The sequence below is a fragment of the Chryseobacterium salivictor genome (genome assembly GCF_004359195.1).
Taxonomy (GTDB): domain Bacteria; phylum Bacteroidota; class Bacteroidia; order Flavobacteriales; family Weeksellaceae; genus Kaistella; species Kaistella salivictor.
This window is the reverse complement of record NZ_CP037954.1, coordinates 1649354-1664152: the sequence shown is the minus strand read 5'-3', so window position 1 is coordinate 1664152 and position 14799 is coordinate 1649354. Positions and strand designations below refer to the sequence as shown.

Below are 14799 nucleotides of genomic sequence, written 5' to 3'. Positions count from 1 at the left end.
TGAACAGGTTTTATTTAATTCCTTGTAGACTTTATTTTTCCTTTACAAAGCACTTGGTTTCAGAAAAATAAGCCGTCACTTAGCCCGTTAAATTAATTTTTGGAAGCGTGTTTTAAAGATAAATTGCTACCACAAGATATCTTACTTATTAATCCATTCTATCCACATCTCACCAGCATCCAGACCACCTTCTTCCCATAATACTCCGGCATTACTGTCCCTTTTGCAAGTACAGCCGTGGTGGTCACGGTACCTACAATCTCCCATTCCCCACTGCAGGGACACCGTTCCCCACTTGAAGCCATTAGGCTTGTCACTTCCTTCTTTGCTTGTAGCGGTAATTGCTCCTTTCCAACCATCATCAGGGTTGCTGTCTCCATTGCTGAAGATCTTTTCTTGGTGGCTCATCATCTTTGCCACCTGCCGATTGGGAACTGGAAATGGAATCCCTTTTAAAATACGCTGAGGAGACAGTCTCCATCTGCTGAATTTCCGGGAGGCCTAATTCATCGGTTACGCTGCGACAGGAAAGAGAGCTGAATAATAAAACAAAACTTAAAATTGAGATAGACTTTTTCATGTAAATAAATTTAAAAGTGATCCCGGCGCCGGTTTATTTTTGTTATAGAATTCTGTCCCAAAATTACTTGCGCATAGTGATTAAAAAAAAGGTTTGGTGTAACAGAAGACGTTTGAGGTGTCACAAAAGATATCCTGCGACTCCATTCCCGTCATGCATTTTGTTCATTTCAGTACTTTGGTATATATTTGTTTTCATTGCCAGAAAATGCTGAATGAGTGAAGTACCGCGGAAAGCCCACGGTGTTGGACCTTAAAAAGCGGGGACATGGGTAGAAACATTCTTCTTTTATGGATCCTTATAGGCTCAGTATGCACTGCGCAGAATAGTGTAATCCAATATACCCTCATTCAGGAAACCTACGAGAATCTCACTGAAAATGACGCACGGGCACTGCCTTCAGTCCGTAAAAACATCGCCTTGGGTAAAAAAAACCAAAATTTCAAACATTTAATGTATGCATACGAAGATGCTGTTTATTATTCCCCACAGAATGCTGCCAAATTAAAATATGCTGATAGTGCAATAGCAGCTGCAACCCGCACGAAAGATCCGGCATTAATCAGCAAAGCTTACCTTGGAAGAGGCATCGTTTATTATTTTAACTACAGAATGTACGACAAGGCACTGCATGAATATCTGTTCGCCGCTGAATATGCAGAAGAAGCCGGCGACAGCTATTTAATTCATAAAGTAAAATACCATATTGGAGTCGTAAGGAATTATCTCGGCTACTACCAGCAGGCGATTCCTTTTTTCAAGGAATGCAGTAACTTTTTCGCACACCAACTCAAATCTGCAAAACATTCAGCCGTACGCTACAACAATACCAGAGGTTATCTGAACAGCACCCATCAGATGACCATCAGTTACCGCCATTTAGGAAAATACAATAAAGTGGACAGCCTGCTCAAATCCGCTGAACCCTATCTGACAAATCCACAGTTTGCACAGGAAAAAGGGTATTTTCTAAAAGAAAAAGGCATTGCCAGCTTCCGGAACCACCGGTACCGCGAGGCAATCGACACCCTGATGGCAGCTACCCAACTGATGAGCGAAAAAAAAGATGAAGGAATGTTGGCGGTTGCCTGGTACTACATCGGCAATTCCTTTTTTAAAATGAATGACAGCCACACGGGCACCGCCTACCTCCAAAAGGTCGATTCCCTTTTTAGAAAAAATAAATTAGCAGTACCCGAGGTACATTCAACTTATGAACTGCTGTTTAAAAAAACAGACCCTGCCGAAAAGCCCGAAGAAGCCACCTATTATATTGGGCAGTTGCTGAAATCCGACAGCATTCTGCAGGCAGAGTTACCTTATCTGTCTTCTCGGATCTTCCGCGAGTATGATGTCAAAGCCTTACATGCTGAAAAGGAAAAACTTTTGAAGGCGAAGGCCGTCGGAGATGGAATCGTTATTTTTTCTTTAATCGTCAGTGCCGCACTTTTGTCGTTCCTGATCAGAGCATATATACGGGAGAAAAGAAATACAGCCGCCTACCAAAAACTTCAGTTAAGACTTCAATCTGTACAGCAAGACGTCGAAACAGCATCCCCAATAAGTGATTTGCCACGCAAGATGGAATACAGCATGGAGATCGTGGGGGAAGTGCTGCAGAAGCTTCAGTCATTTGAAGACCGGCACGGATTTCTCGATCCAGACGTTACCATGGCAACGCTGGGACCGCAGCTGGGAATTACCAAAAATCACCTCTCCTACGTGATCAATGAGTACAAAAAAATGAATTTCAGAACCTATCTGGCACATCTGCGTATTCAGTACATCACTACCTTAATGAATTCCGATACAGACACCCTCTACCTCCGTATGGACAATGAAGCACTTGCTCAGGCATGTGGACTGAGATCACGTCAGCAGCTTTCGCGGCTATTTCATGAAATCAACGGAATTACGCCGGGCGATTTTATCCGCCAAAGAAATAAAGAACTGAACCTTAACTAATTTAAGCTGCACTGTTTGAAGCAATTAATCCTATGGAGTCAAAATTATTGATTGAAAAAACGAAAGAGTTGTTCACCGGTCTGGAAACTCAAATTAAGAACCTGAAAACTGAAAAAACCAACCAGCTGGAATTCATACAGTATGCATTAATGGAAACCGATGAAGCCATCCGCACCATCAAATCATGGGTCATCAAGCACGATTTCGACTGCTGGGAAAACGAAATCACTTTCTTTAAAAAATTAAAACCCCTATTCATTGCAAAATACATCTATTTCAGCAAGGTGGTTGCCCTGCTCTCTGCCACACCCGGTTCGGGCATTAAATACAAAAAGAAACTGTATGAACAGGAATTTGAAAAAATACACTATTTTTTTCTCGAAAACACGGAATTCATCAGCTATTACCGCCGCAAAGCCACCTATCTCGATCTTAAATATTTCATGCGTTTCAAATACGACCTCGATGTTAAACTGGCACCCGATTTTCACAATTATGATGAACGTTTTTCCACTTCCCATGACCATCTTATCGCCACCATTCTGGCGCATGACCAATACGAACTTTTTCTGAAAAAGCAGTTGCAGCAGCTTAAAGAAACGCCACCCGGCGAACCCTCTTATGCAACCAGCGGTTTGCAATGGACCGCTCCCAAAGTTGCCCTCACCGAACTGGTATTTGCCCTCCATCACACCCACTGTTTCAACGGCGGCAACACTTCGCTCTCCGAAACCGTGAAATGGTTTGAAGAAGCACTCAGCGTAGATCTGGGAAATTACCACAACACCATTGCAGAAATCAGAAACAGAAAGTCCAACCCCATTCTTAAAGCAGCTCAGCGAAAACCTTACTGCCTATCTTGAAAAAGATGATGGTATTGCCCTGTAAGAAGATCATGCGGGGTGACGTCGGCAGGGTGTGAAGGGAAAAAGAGGTATGCGCGGGAGAGACCACCCCGGCGTTTCACCTGCGGTGAAGCGCCGCCCCTCCAGGGGAGGGGAATAAGCGTCTCTTTTTTTAAGGGGTTTATTGGTATGATGAGACCCATGCTGCCTTTTGTTTTATTAAAGTACCCTGTAAAAGAGACGGGTTTATTCCCCTCCTTTGGAGCAGGTGGGCTTGCCCGACTGACGGGGTGGTTTTTCCCGCCATTTGCTGAATGTTAATAACTAAAAATCCATACTATCGTATTTCTACGGAATAGGTTCCATTCTGTTTGATAAACTTTGTGAATCAAACAAAACCACCAGCCATGAAACCCAGAATCCCGCGCCTCTGCATTTACACCAAAGACGTGCAGTGCATCACCGGAAAAAGCGAAAGATACAGCCGCGACCTCATACACACCATCAAAAAATCACTCAACAAAGAACCACACCAGGTCCTCACAGTGGCAGAATTCTGCACCTACATGGGAATCCCTCACGAATCCATCCAACACCTCATCATCAACTGAATCACCACTGGCTTTACGGATCCTCCGCCTTCGGGAGCCTCAGGCATCGGTTGCGTACCTCGATCAAAAGGTTTTGAATACGGTGCGCTCCCCGGTGGCTGAGGCTCTCGAAGCCACCAATCGCTCAGTAAAAAATGCAAATTTATAATAGGACTTTACGGATCCTCCGCCTTCGGGAGCCTCAGGCATCGGTTGTATACCCCGATCAAAAGGTTTTGAATACGGTGCGCTCCCCGCGGTGGCTGAGGCTCTCGAAGCCACCAATCGCTCAGTAAAAAATGCAAAGTTATAATAGGGCTTTGCGGATTCTCCGCCTTCGGGAGCCTCAGGCATCGGTTGCATACCGCGATCAAAAGGTTTTGAATACGGTGAGCTCCTCGGTGGCTGAGGCTCTCGAAGCCCGGTGGCTGAGGCTCTCCCCGCGGTGGCTGAGGCTCTCGAAGCCACCATTCGCTCAGTAAAAAATGCAAAGTTATAATAGGACTTTACGGATCCTCCGCCTTCGGGAGCCTCAGGCATCGGTTGTATACCCCGATCAAAAGGTTTTGAATACGTGCTATTCCGCTCTCCGAAGCCTCCGACTTCCCCAGCTGGCACTAAACCCCAATTTAGGAGATTTTTGCGTTAAAAAAAATCAAATTCATTTGCCCCAACCCTAAAGGGAGTGAATTTGATTTTTCAACAAAACTTGGATTTAAAAACGACTTAGGAGATTTTTGCGTTAAAAAAAATGAAGATTTCTTCCCATCCAGTATTTAAACGAGCATACCACCTAAAAATCCCCATTGTTCGAGGGCGGCAATAACTTTAATCGATAACAAATCTCGTTTCCGCCCGAGTTTGGGGATTTTCTAAGAAGAAATCTTCATTTTTTAGCAAAAAGATCCAGTCTTGAACTTTTGGTTCTTTTGTTTCAAGACAAAAGAACTTAAAAAAAAGATGCTCTTGCTACGGAAACCATCATCAGCAGGTTGTTTCCCTACGCCCGCAATGACGCAGCCTTTTATTGAAAAACTGTTTTTAGTTTGAGAGCGACTTAGGAGATTTTTGCGTTAAGAAAAACCTCGAAGAGGTTCGCCGATTCCATTAAAAAATAAAAAAAGAGGAGGCAAATGAAGATTTCTTCCCATCCAGTCTCCAAACGAACATACCGCCTAAAAATCCCCACTGTTCGAGGGCGGCAAAAACTTTTAATCGATAACAAATCTCGTTTCCGCCAGAGTTTGGGGATTTTCTAAGAAGAAACCTTCATTTTTTAGCAAAAAGATCCAGTCTTGACTTTTTTGTTACTTTTTGTGTCAAGACAAAAAGTAAAGAATAAAGAAAAATCAAACTCATTTGCCCCCAACCCTTACTTCGGCTTCGCTCAGCATAAAAAAGGGACTTAATTTGATTTTTCAACAAAACTTGGATTTAAAAACGACTTAGGAAATTTTTGCGTTAAAAAAAATGAAGATTTCTTCCCATCCAGTTTTCAAACGAGCATACCGCCTAAAAATCCCCACTGTTCGAGGGCGGCAAAAACTTTTAATCGATAACAAATCTCGTTTCCGCCCGAGTTTGGGGATTTTCTAAGAAGAAACCTTCATTTTTTAGCAAAAAGATCCAGTCTTGACTTTTTTGTTACTTTTTGTGTCAAGACAAAAAGTAAAAAATAAACCCCCACTGTTCAAGTGGCAAGCAACTGACCCTATTTGCCAAAAAACCAAAATCAACGCAAAGCTCAGTGGCGCAACCACCAGTTCACACGTTCACATGTTCACTAGTTCACTAGTTCACAACCCCACAACCCCACCATTCCACACCCTCTCCACCTATTTTTCGAAGCTGCCCCATAGATGCTTCATAGATGCTTCATGGATGCTTCATGGATACTTCATGGATAGTTCATGAGTAGTTCATGACAACGCCCACGTAGAAACCGGAACAAACAGCACTTTTCGGCAAATCCGGCATAATCCACCCCATTCCGGAAATAAACGGCGTTATCGGCTAAAAACGGCGCAACCGGCATGAACACTTGCTTTGCATGAATTTTATACCAAATTTTGCCCCGTGATCACAACAGGTTTTAACGGATGTACCTCAACATCTGATTATTAATTTTTAAAAACAAACAAAATGGCAAGACAAAAAGGTATTATTAAATTGAAAGGTACCATGGGGGACATCACCTTCTACCGTACCAAAGACGGCTACATGGCCAGAGAAAAAGGCGGAATCACCGCAGAACGGATGCAGAACGATCCCAGATTCCAGAGAACCCGGGAAAATATGGCAGAATTCGGAAGAGCAGGTAAAGCAGGTAAAGTACTGCGGGCCTCTATTCAGAGTCTGCTCAGAACTTCGGCAGACCGGAGAATGGTCAGTAGATTGACCAAAGAGATGATCAAAGTCATCCAGCTGGATGCGGTCAATCCGCGCGGTTTGCGGAATGTCATCGATGGAGAGGCGGAATTGCTGCTGGGATTCGAATTCAATATCCACGGCAAATTGGAGCATTCAATCTCCGCACCGTTTACCGCCACTTTAGACCGGGTTACCGGCGATGCGGTGGTTGAAATTGAACCGTTCATCCCCACGGAAAGCCTCGGAGCACCCGCAGGGAGCACCCATTACAAACTCGTGGCTGCCGCAATGGACATCAATTTCGAAAACGGAACATTTGCTTCCGAAAAGAATGCAACACCCATGCTACCCATTGATACGGTACTGACCACGGCGGTCCAGCTGAACAACAACCTGCCGGAAAATTCAGTCAACCCGCTATTTCTGGTGTTCGGAATCAATTTCTATCAGGAAGTCAACGGTACTTTTTACGAGCTGAAAAACGGGGCGTATAATGCCCTGCAGATTGTCAACGTTTCCGGTACCCCATAACCATGGAACTTCAGTTGATCAGAACATGCTATCCCAAAGGAACCAACGGGATCCTGCTCTTCAACGGGACGGAACTCTGCAAAACGGTTGAACTCCCCTGGAAGAACAACCAGCCGCGGGTTTCATGCATTCCGCAGGGAAACTACAGACTGCGCAAACGCTGTAGCCCAAAATTCAAATCCCATTTTGAAGTCATGGAGGTGAAAGACAGGAAGTACATCCTCTTCCATACCGCCAATGATGCCGGCAAAGAACTCAGGGGATGCATCGCACCGGTCACAGAGCATACCGGTGAAGGAAAAGGCAGCGCCTCCAGGGCTGCTTTGCAAAGAATGAAAGAACTCCTTTATCCGCTAATGGATAATGGACGCCAAATAACGCTAACCATAAAAAACGCTGAAAAATGAAAAACATCATTCAGAGAATGCAGGAACCCACGCCACGGTTCTTCCGCAAAATCAGAAATGCAGGCCTCCTGCTCACCGCCATAAGCGGAGCGGTACTCACGGCACCGGTCGCTCTGCCGGCGGTGCTCATCACGGCAGCCGGCTATCTGGCCATTGCGGGCGCGATTGCAAGTGCCATCAGCCAGACGGCCGTAAACAGCGAAGGACAGCCATGATGTACTTCGACAGTTCACAGCGCATCAGTGCCTTCAGTGGCATGGCACTCATTGTCCTGATGCAGATTGAAAGCGGGGAAGTCCTCAAAACCATTGTTTTGGCAGGCCTCGGAGGAGTCTCGAGTTACCTCTTCACCCTCGCCGTCAAATTTCTCCTGATCCGTTTCAGAAAGAAATTCAAATAAACCCAAAACGGAACCAGCCTCCCTCCGGGGAGGCTTTTATTAAAACACCCACAAAAAAACAAACACTTATAACAAACAAAAAAATGGCAACAATTACCCAAATTACAATGATCGAAAAGACATCGCTACATCACGATTACACCATATGGACTGTCGGCACTAAACCCCCGACTTAGGAGATTTTTGCGTTAAAAAAAATGAAGATTTCTTCCCATCCAAATCTTTAAACGAACATAATGCCTAAAAATCCCCTTTGTCCGAAGCGCGGCCATAATCTCGTTCCGAAGCGGCACTTTGTTCCCGCGCAAGTTTGGGGATTTTCTTGGAAGAAATCTTCATTTTTTAGCAAACCGACGAAGGAGGTTCGCCGATTCCATTAAAAACAATAGAAATCGGTGAGGCAAAAAGATCCAGTCTTGAACTTTTGGTTCTTTTGTTTCAAGACAAAAGAACGTAAAAAAAAGAAATTGGATTACGATTATGGGAATTATCATTGACGGTTTGCCACGTCGTTCTTCCTAGCAATGTATTTGAGTTAGGAATCGACTTAGGAGATTTTTGCGTTAAAAAAAATGAAGATTTCTTCCCATCCAGTCTCCAAACGAGCATACCACCTAAAAATCCCCACTGTTCGAGGGCGGCAATAACTTTTAATCGATAACAAATCTTGTTTCCGCCCGAGTTTGGGGATTTTCTTAGAAGAAATCTTCATTTTTTAGCAAACCGACGAAGGAGGTTCGCCGATTCCATTAAAAACAAAAAAAAGGGATGAGGCAAAAAGATCCAGTCTTGACCTTTTTGTTACTTTTTGTGTCAAGACAAAAAGTAAAAGAATAAAGAAAAACCAAACTCATTTGCCCCAACCCTTACTTCGACTTAGCTCAGCATAAAAAAGGGAGTGAATTTGATTTTTCAACGAAACCTGAATTTAAAACGACTTAGGAGATTTTTGCGTAAAGAAAAATGAAGATTTCTTCCCATCCAGTTTTCAAACGAGCATACCACCTAAAAATCCCCACTGTTCGAGTGGCGGCAAATAACTTTAATCGATAACAAATCTTGTTTCCGCCCGAGTTTGGGGATTTTCTTAGAAGAAATCTTCATTTTTTAGCAAAAAGATCCAGTCTTGACTTTTTTGTTACTTTTTGTGTTAAGACAAAAAGTAAAAGAATAACACAAACCATTAAAAATACTTCGCTGACCCATTTAAAATAACAAAGAAGAGGAAGCAAAAGAACTCATAATCAAAAAATCACTATTACAAAAAACAACAATCTAACCCTTAAAAAACAAAAAAAATGGCAAAAGTAGACATCAACGGCAACTGGCACGGAAAACTCGGAGACTACGTATACTATGTACGAAACGGCAAACAGATGCGGCGCAGCCTCCCCACTCCTCACAAAGGACCCAAAACAGAAGGCATGAAAAAAAATGCCCTCTACGCCACAGAATTCGGCACCGCAGCTTTGACATCCAAACACCTGCGCAAGGCATTGGAGCAGGAGTTTGGGAATTTGGGCGAACGGTACCTTTCCCAACAGGTTAATGCCCTGCTCTTTCAGATTAAAAACTGCGATCCGGCGCCCGTGGGCAGCAGAACCCCTGTCGGAGGGCTGGAGACTGCCGAAGGAAAAGCACTTTTTAACCGTTTCATATTTCATCAGCACCGCAGAAAGTTTCCGAAAATTTTAAACGCCGTACTTAGGGGCGTAGAAATTGAAGTCGTAATGAACCCCTGCCGCACAGAAGCTTCCCTGACGGAACTGCAGATCAACCTAATCACTGGAGACTTCCGCCGTCACGATTACCGCCTGACTCCCGCCGATCAGAAAAAACCGGTCGTCATCAAAAAAAAGTTCCGCGCAAAAAAAGGATACAGCTTCTTTGTATTTATTGCAGGCAAAGATTCCCTGCAGGGAGTCGTTCTGGAAAAAGCTGAGGAATCACCGGAAAAGCAAGCCGCGGAGGAAAGCCTCTAACCAGACATCACATTCCACACCCGCAAACCGGTGAGGATAAAATAAAAAAGAAAGTGGGAATTTTTTCCCACTTTCTTCATATTCACTCACCCTATTCCCACCCCTGGAGGGGCGGCGCTTCACCGCAGGTGAAATGCCGGGGTGGTCTCTCCTCACAATCATCAGATTTCCGGTAACGCCTCCAAACCCCTATACTCCTCCAAAAGCGCTTCCCAAACTGCGATTTGCTCATAAGGCAACACACTCTTTTGGGCATTGCTTTTCAGCTCATCATACAAAGTCGGATCACTGAAAAGCTGTTCCATCGCATTTTGAAGGGCAGTTTCATTTTTTGGCGGAACCACAAGACCATTAAATCCATTGCGGACCATTTCATTGCAGCCGTTGATGTCGGTAACGATTGCAGGCAATCCCATGGCTAAACTCTGAAGAACCACATTGGGAAAACCTTCCCGGTAGCTCGGGAACACCAACGCATTGCTGACTGCAAAATAAGGCCGCACCTCTTCCTGAAAACCGACAGAAATAATATCGGGATTCGATTCTATGTCACTTAAAGTTTCTGCACGCAAAGGATCGAGGTCCTGCTCTAAAGGGCCAACCAATAAGAGCTTTACATTTCCGCCAATCGGCCTCAAACTCTGGTCATCGGGCACCGGTCGTTGAGCGAAGCCGAAACGGGCCGAAGCGACATTTTTGAAAGCCGCAACCAATTCATTAATCCCTTTATCGCAAACCAGCCTTCCTACGAAGATGAAAACAAAATCGTCCGGAGAAAGCCCCAGTTCGGCTCGCAGGTTTTGCTGCTCGTCAGCGGTAATTTGGGCCGGGCTGAAATGGTCGGTATCGATGCCGTTGCTGCTTCCCTGCCCGATGACCTTCATTTTATGGGGCGCACAGAATTGGGCCCGCATGATGATTTTCTGAAGTTCAAAAGAATTGGGATAGACTTGCGTCGCCAGCCGGCACGTGAGTTTTTCGATGTGATTCAGTAAGGTTCTTTTCGAGCCTCCCCTTTCGAGAAGGGGCAAACCGGCAACCGTATGCAGGCGGTGCGGAACACCGGCCAGCCACGCAGCCATCATGCCGACAATGCCGGCTTTCGGGGTATGACTGTGCACGATATGGGGCTTTTGCTGACGCAGAAAACGATAGAGCCGCCAGACTGCTGCAATATCTCTCAGCGGAGAAATGGTACGCGTCATTTCCACATGGTGGTGTTGGACGCCATACTTCGCAGCCACCCTTTCGAGTTCCTTTTCATCCGCAGAAACGGCGGTGACTTCATAAAACTGATTCATATACGTCAGCTGCTCCCCCAGAAGCTTGTCCAGGGAAAGAGGAATGGTCGTAATGCGGATCAGTTTTTTCATCATTTCGGATCTTCAATACCATTTTAGACGGAGTAATTTATCAGTTCCACACGAATATAGCAGTTATGTTGATTATTTACTAATTCAGGATAATATTAGTTAAAATTTTCGAAGTAGCCTCTACATTAAATGTTTTTTCAACAACTTTCCGCCCCTTCATTCCCATTTCTTTACGGGTATCTTCATGAGTGATCAAAAATTTCAGTGCACCGAGAAATCCCTCCTCCGTATTGGCTAAAAAACCGGTTTCTCCATTGATACATACTTCCGCATTCATTCCTACATCCGAAGCAATGACGGGGATTCCCACCGCAAAATACTGGATGATTTTATAGGCACATTTTCCTCTTTCCCAAGGCGAATCCCTCAGAGGCATGATGCCTACATCAAACTTGGATAGATGAGCCACTTCAGTATTTTCTGTCCAGGGGATCAGTTTTACATGATCACCCAAAAACACCTCTGTTTTGGTAATTCCAATCACATGCAGCTCCACGTTCAAAAGTTGCTGTGCCTTAATCAACCAGTCCTTAATCGATAGCAGATGTTTTTCAAAAGTAGATTTAGTACCGATCCAGCCGATCACGAATACATCTTCCTTTTTTTCGCTTCTTACGGTATATCTTTTCAGATCGACTACCGTAGGAATTATTTCGGTATGTTTTGCACCAGCATCGGTGGCCCGTTGAGCCAAATAGGCATTTCCTGCGATGACGACCTCCGCATATTTCATGACGGAGTCGATTTTATTTTTAAGGAAGATTCTGACGATTACATTTTTATTCCGGTCATAATTGTGAAAGATGGCGTCATCATAGTCCACAATATATTTTTTCTTTAAAAGAAAGAGGATCCATTCCGCAAACGGAGGCAAATAGGGGAAAATTTCTTTTTCTATATAAATCTTATCATATTTCAAAATGCTTAAAAGAACGAGAAGTCTTTTCAGGTAAAAAGAAAAAACAAGTAAGTGAATTCCCTTACCATTGTAAAGACGCTCTAAATAGGAATCATTAAAAAAGGGCTCAACGATACATTCAATACCCGCTTCTCTATAAAAGGGCAAATACTGAAAGGTTCTCAGCCTGCTGCTGGCACCCAGCGCGCTATATTTGGTCAAAAAAAGCACTTTCATCGCTTCTTCTTTTTACGGATCAGATATTGTAAATACGCATAAAGCACCACCCCAAAAGGAACAGCGAAAAAAGTCATCATCCTTTTTGGAGACTCGAAAACAAAGTTTTTATTTTTAGCAATGATACTTCCGGAGACATAATGGATGGCATTTCTGAAACGGTCTCTGAAGGAGGGAGAATAGCGCATTCTTACTGTTCTTGCATAATTAAAACCTTTTGCATTTTTAAAATAAGACTGTACAATATTCTTCGTGGAACCATCTTCCCGATAATCAACAATACAGACCACCTCATTCAGCGTAAGCATTTTGTAATCCTGATCGATCCTAAAGGGCATGCAGAAAATAGGTACAAATTTCTCGCCCTGAAACTCCGGATACCGTTCATACTTTTTGACTACCGCTGTTCTGTAAATTAATTTCTTATCTCCTTTTAAGCGATGAATCCAATAAAAGTCTCCGACAGTCGTTTCCTTTAAATCCTCGGGAAACCGATCCCCAATCACTTCACCGTTTTTTAGACAGTCTAAAGCAAGAATACCGGCATACTGGTCAGAACCCAATTTCTCCCAACAATCAACAATGAGTTCTACAGCATTATCCGGACAATAGTCATCAGAATCCATACACATGTTCAGTTCGGTATCAATCAGCTCATAAGCCGCATTATAACCGGTATGCATGCCGCCGTTTTCTTTGTAATGATAGCGGATTTCTATTTTACCCTCTTCCATCCATTCCGCCACCAAAGCGGCTGTGCCATCACTAGAGCCGTCGTCAATCACCAACCAGAGGAAGTCGCCAGACGTCTGTCTGCAGAGACTCTCGTATAAGTCACCGAGACAATAGGCGCGGTTGTAAGTAGGCGTGAAAACGGTGAGTTTTTTCATGTACGGTTCGTGTCAGAAACAGGGATTATTATTCATATTTACTTTTAATCATGCTTAGTTATATCTTTTAGCTGACTTTTACATGGAGAACCTGTTTGTTTGTTTTACCACCCCGCCCCTTCGGGTCACCCCTCCAGAGGAGGGGAATAGGGCTTCGCCTTTTTGGCTTCGCCTCTTGCTTCGCAAATGGTGGCAGTCATCATTCACCATTCACCATTGACACCATTCACCTCATTCACCTCATTCACACGTTCACACGTTCACACGTTCACACGTTCACACGTTCACACGTTCACCCCCTCCACCAACCGATACTCCACCACCAGCGCTTCCCAAACCGCTTTTTGCTCATAAAGAAAGATACTTTTGCGGGTTTTATTTTTTAAAGACTGATAAAGGCTGGTATCCGTGTATAATGCTTCCATGGCGGTTTGCAGGGCTTCGGTATTTTTGACAGGAATGATGAGTCCGTTTTCACCAGGGGTGATGATCTCGTTGCAGCCATTGATATCGGTGACGATGGCGGGCAGTTCCATGGCTAAACTCTGTAAAACGACATTGGGGAAACCTTCGCGGTAGCTAGGGAAAACCAAAGCGTCGCTGAGGGCAAAATATGGTCGTACCTCTGTCTGGAATCCTACCGAAATAATATGGGGGTTGGTTTCTATCTCCTTTAAAGTCCCAGGCTCCAGAGGATCGAGCTCCTGTTCAAGGGGACCGACGAGCAATAATTTGAGAGAACGAAGTGCATCGGAAGCGTGGTCGCTGAGCGGAGTCGAAGCGAGGTTTTTGAAAGCCGCGACGAGCTCGTTGATGCCTTTATCCCTTACCAAACGGCCAACAAAGATAAAGACGAAATCTTCCTCAGACAGCCCAAGCTGGCGCCGCAAGTTCTCCTGACCGCTCTCTGCAATAGTTTCGGGATTAAAATAGGAGGTGTCGATGCCATTCACATTTCCATGGGCTAATATTTTCAGCGGTTTGCGCGAGATGCGGTAGCGTTCCAGATCTTCCTGTACGCCTTTTCCTTCGGGATAAATATGGGTCGCACTGTTGGCCAGGAGGCGGTCCATCCAGATTAAAATGAATTTCAACAGTCCTTTTTTATAGGGAAAAATGAGCCCGGTGAAGGTGTGCATCCTCACAGGAACGCCTGCAAGCCTTGCCGCCATCATCGACAGCAAACCGGCTTTCGGCGTAATGGAATGCACGATATCGGGTTTTTCTTTTTTGAAAAGGCGGTAAAGCTGAACGAGCGCCACGAGGTCTTTTAGAATAGAAATCTCTCTTGACATCTCAACGGCTTCTACTTTCACGCCTTCTCTTTCTTTGACTTCCTCCAAATCACTGCCCGCCCCGGAGATGGCTGTCACTTCATAAAACTGATTCAAATAACGCAACTGTCCCTTCAATAAGAGATTCAGGGACATCGGAATGGTGGAAATGCGGAAGAGCTTTTTCAATGGTTGATAGATGCTTATTAGAGCAAAGATAAAATATTTCTTTCAACGGGGGGATTTTTGTTGGGGTCACCGATTGAGTGACGCAGTGAACGGGTCAATGGTCAATGGGAACTTTGTTGGAGAGCCACAATGTGCGACGCAATAGGCGAAGCCAAAAAAAAGGCGAAAGCCCTATTCCCCTCCTCTGGAGGGGTGACCCGAAGGGTCGGGGTGGTTTATGGTAACAAGAACTTAGGCTTTCAAAAAGCAGAATGTATTAAATAAAATG

The 14799-nt window shown here is 44.4% G+C and carries 13 protein-coding genes; 8 read left to right on the top strand and 5 right to left on the bottom strand.

Features of this window, described 5'->3' with window-relative positions:
* Positions 1 to 361 precede the first annotated feature (361 nt).
* Positions 362 to 580, bottom strand: coding sequence for a hypothetical protein (locus tag NBC122_RS07710; RefSeq protein ID WP_133439820.1), 219 nt, complete (start codon positions 578 to 580; stop codon positions 362 to 364).
* A 267-nt stretch (positions 581 to 847) separates the two neighbouring features.
* On the opposite strand from NBC122_RS07710, the gene NBC122_RS07705 reads away from it, so the two are divergent.
* The 8 genes from NBC122_RS07705 (at position 848) to NBC122_RS07670 (ending at position 9670) form a co-directional block, all read left to right on the top strand.
* Positions 848 to 2545 (top strand): helix-turn-helix domain-containing protein, encoded by a 1698-nt coding sequence (locus NBC122_RS07705; RefSeq protein WP_133439819.1) that lies wholly within the window; start codon positions 848 to 850, stop codon positions 2543 to 2545.
* A gap of 32 nt (positions 2546 to 2577) precedes the next feature.
* Positions 2578 to 3408, top strand: coding sequence for an RteC domain-containing protein (locus NBC122_RS07700; protein WP_133439818.1), 831 nt, complete (start codon positions 2578 to 2580; stop codon positions 3406 to 3408).
* A 389-nt stretch (positions 3409 to 3797) separates the two neighbouring features.
* Entirely contained in the window at positions 3798 to 4001 is a 204-nt protein-coding gene (locus NBC122_RS07695; RefSeq protein ID WP_133439817.1) for a hypothetical protein, read from the top strand.
* 2121 nt (positions 4002 to 6122) lie between these two features.
* Complete coding sequence (locus tag NBC122_RS07690) at positions 6123 to 6881, top strand: hypothetical protein (RefSeq protein ID WP_133439816.1); 759 nt, start codon at positions 6123 to 6125, stop codon at positions 6879 to 6881.
* Positions 6882 to 6883: 2 nt separating this feature from the next.
* Positions 6884 to 7288: a DUF5675 family protein gene (locus NBC122_RS07685; protein ID WP_133439815.1), complete on the top strand. Its 405-nt coding sequence runs from the start codon at positions 6884 to 6886 to the stop codon at positions 7286 to 7288.
* Positions 7285 to 7503 (top strand): hypothetical protein, encoded by a 219-nt coding sequence (locus NBC122_RS07680; protein WP_133439814.1) that lies wholly within the window; start codon positions 7285 to 7287, stop codon positions 7501 to 7503. Before NBC122_RS07685 ends, NBC122_RS07680 begins: the two co-directional genes overlap by 4 nt.
* Positions 7500 to 7688, top strand: coding sequence for a hypothetical protein (locus NBC122_RS07675; protein WP_133439813.1), 189 nt, complete (start codon positions 7500 to 7502; stop codon positions 7686 to 7688). The genes NBC122_RS07680 and NBC122_RS07675 overlap by 4 nt, the downstream gene beginning before the upstream one ends.
* A gap of 1298 nt (positions 7689 to 8986) precedes the next feature.
* A complete protein-coding gene (locus NBC122_RS07670; RefSeq protein ID WP_133439812.1) occupies positions 8987 to 9670 on the top strand; it encodes a hypothetical protein in 684 nt (227 codons plus the stop codon).
* Positions 9671 to 9831: 161 nt separating this feature from the next.
* Here the strand turns inward: NBC122_RS07670 and NBC122_RS07665 are convergent, their stop codons facing one another.
* The 4 genes from NBC122_RS07665 to NBC122_RS07650 all read right to left on the bottom strand — a co-directional run bounded on the left by NBC122_RS07665 (position 9832) and on the right by NBC122_RS07650 (position 14531).
* Positions 9832 to 10971 carry a glycosyltransferase family 4 protein gene (locus NBC122_RS07665; protein ID WP_317127501.1) on the bottom strand — a complete coding sequence of 380 codons (1140 nt, stop codon included), beginning with the start codon at positions 10969 to 10971 and terminating at the stop codon, positions 9832 to 9834.
* A 151-nt stretch (positions 10972 to 11122) separates the two neighbouring features.
* Positions 11123 to 12178 (bottom strand): glycosyltransferase, encoded by a 1056-nt coding sequence (locus NBC122_RS07660; RefSeq protein ID WP_133439811.1) that lies wholly within the window; start codon positions 12176 to 12178, stop codon positions 11123 to 11125.
* Positions 12175 to 13068, bottom strand: coding sequence for a glycosyltransferase family 2 protein (locus NBC122_RS07655; protein WP_133439810.1), 894 nt, complete (start codon positions 13066 to 13068; stop codon positions 12175 to 12177). Before NBC122_RS07655 ends, NBC122_RS07660 begins: the two co-directional genes overlap by 4 nt.
* A gap of 284 nt (positions 13069 to 13352) precedes the next feature.
* Positions 13353 to 14531: a glycosyltransferase family 4 protein gene (locus NBC122_RS07650; protein WP_246012283.1), complete on the bottom strand. Its 1179-nt coding sequence runs from the start codon at positions 14529 to 14531 to the stop codon at positions 13353 to 13355.
* Positions 14532 to 14799: the final 268 nt, after the last annotated feature.

Excerpts from the sequence above, each read along its gene's own strand:
- NBC122_RS07710 (WP_133439820.1), bottom strand. The coding sequence starts at position 580 with ATGAAAAAGTCTATCTCAATTTTAAGTTTTGTTTTATTATTCAGCTCT.
- NBC122_RS07705 (WP_133439819.1), top strand. The coding sequence starts at position 848 with ATGGGTAGAAACATTCTTCTTTTATGGATCCTTATAGGCTCAGTATGC.
- NBC122_RS07700 (WP_133439818.1), top strand. The coding sequence starts at position 2,578 with ATGGAGTCAAAATTATTGATTGAAAAAACGAAAGAGTTGTTCACCGGT.
- NBC122_RS07695 (WP_133439817.1), top strand. The coding sequence starts at position 3,798 with ATGAAACCCAGAATCCCGCGCCTCTGCATTTACACCAAAGACGTGCAG.
- NBC122_RS07690 (WP_133439816.1), top strand. The coding sequence starts at position 6,123 with ATGGCAAGACAAAAAGGTATTATTAAATTGAAAGGTACCATGGGGGAC.
- NBC122_RS07685 (WP_133439815.1), top strand. The coding sequence starts at position 6,884 with ATGGAACTTCAGTTGATCAGAACATGCTATCCCAAAGGAACCAACGGG.
- NBC122_RS07680 (WP_133439814.1), top strand. The coding sequence starts at position 7,285 with ATGAAAAACATCATTCAGAGAATGCAGGAACCCACGCCACGGTTCTTC.
- NBC122_RS07675 (WP_133439813.1), top strand. The coding sequence starts at position 7,500 with ATGATGTACTTCGACAGTTCACAGCGCATCAGTGCCTTCAGTGGCATG.
- NBC122_RS07670 (WP_133439812.1), top strand. The coding sequence starts at position 8,987 with ATGGCAAAAGTAGACATCAACGGCAACTGGCACGGAAAACTCGGAGAC.
- NBC122_RS07665 (WP_317127501.1), bottom strand. The coding sequence starts at position 10,971 with ATGAATCAGTTTTATGAAGTCACCGCCGTTTCTGCGGATGAAAAGGAA.
- NBC122_RS07660 (WP_133439811.1), bottom strand. The coding sequence starts at position 12,178 with ATGAAAGTGCTTTTTTTGACCAAATATAGCGCGCTGGGTGCCAGCAGC.
- NBC122_RS07655 (WP_133439810.1), bottom strand. The coding sequence starts at position 13,068 with ATGAAAAAACTCACCGTTTTCACGCCTACTTACAACCGCGCCTATTGT.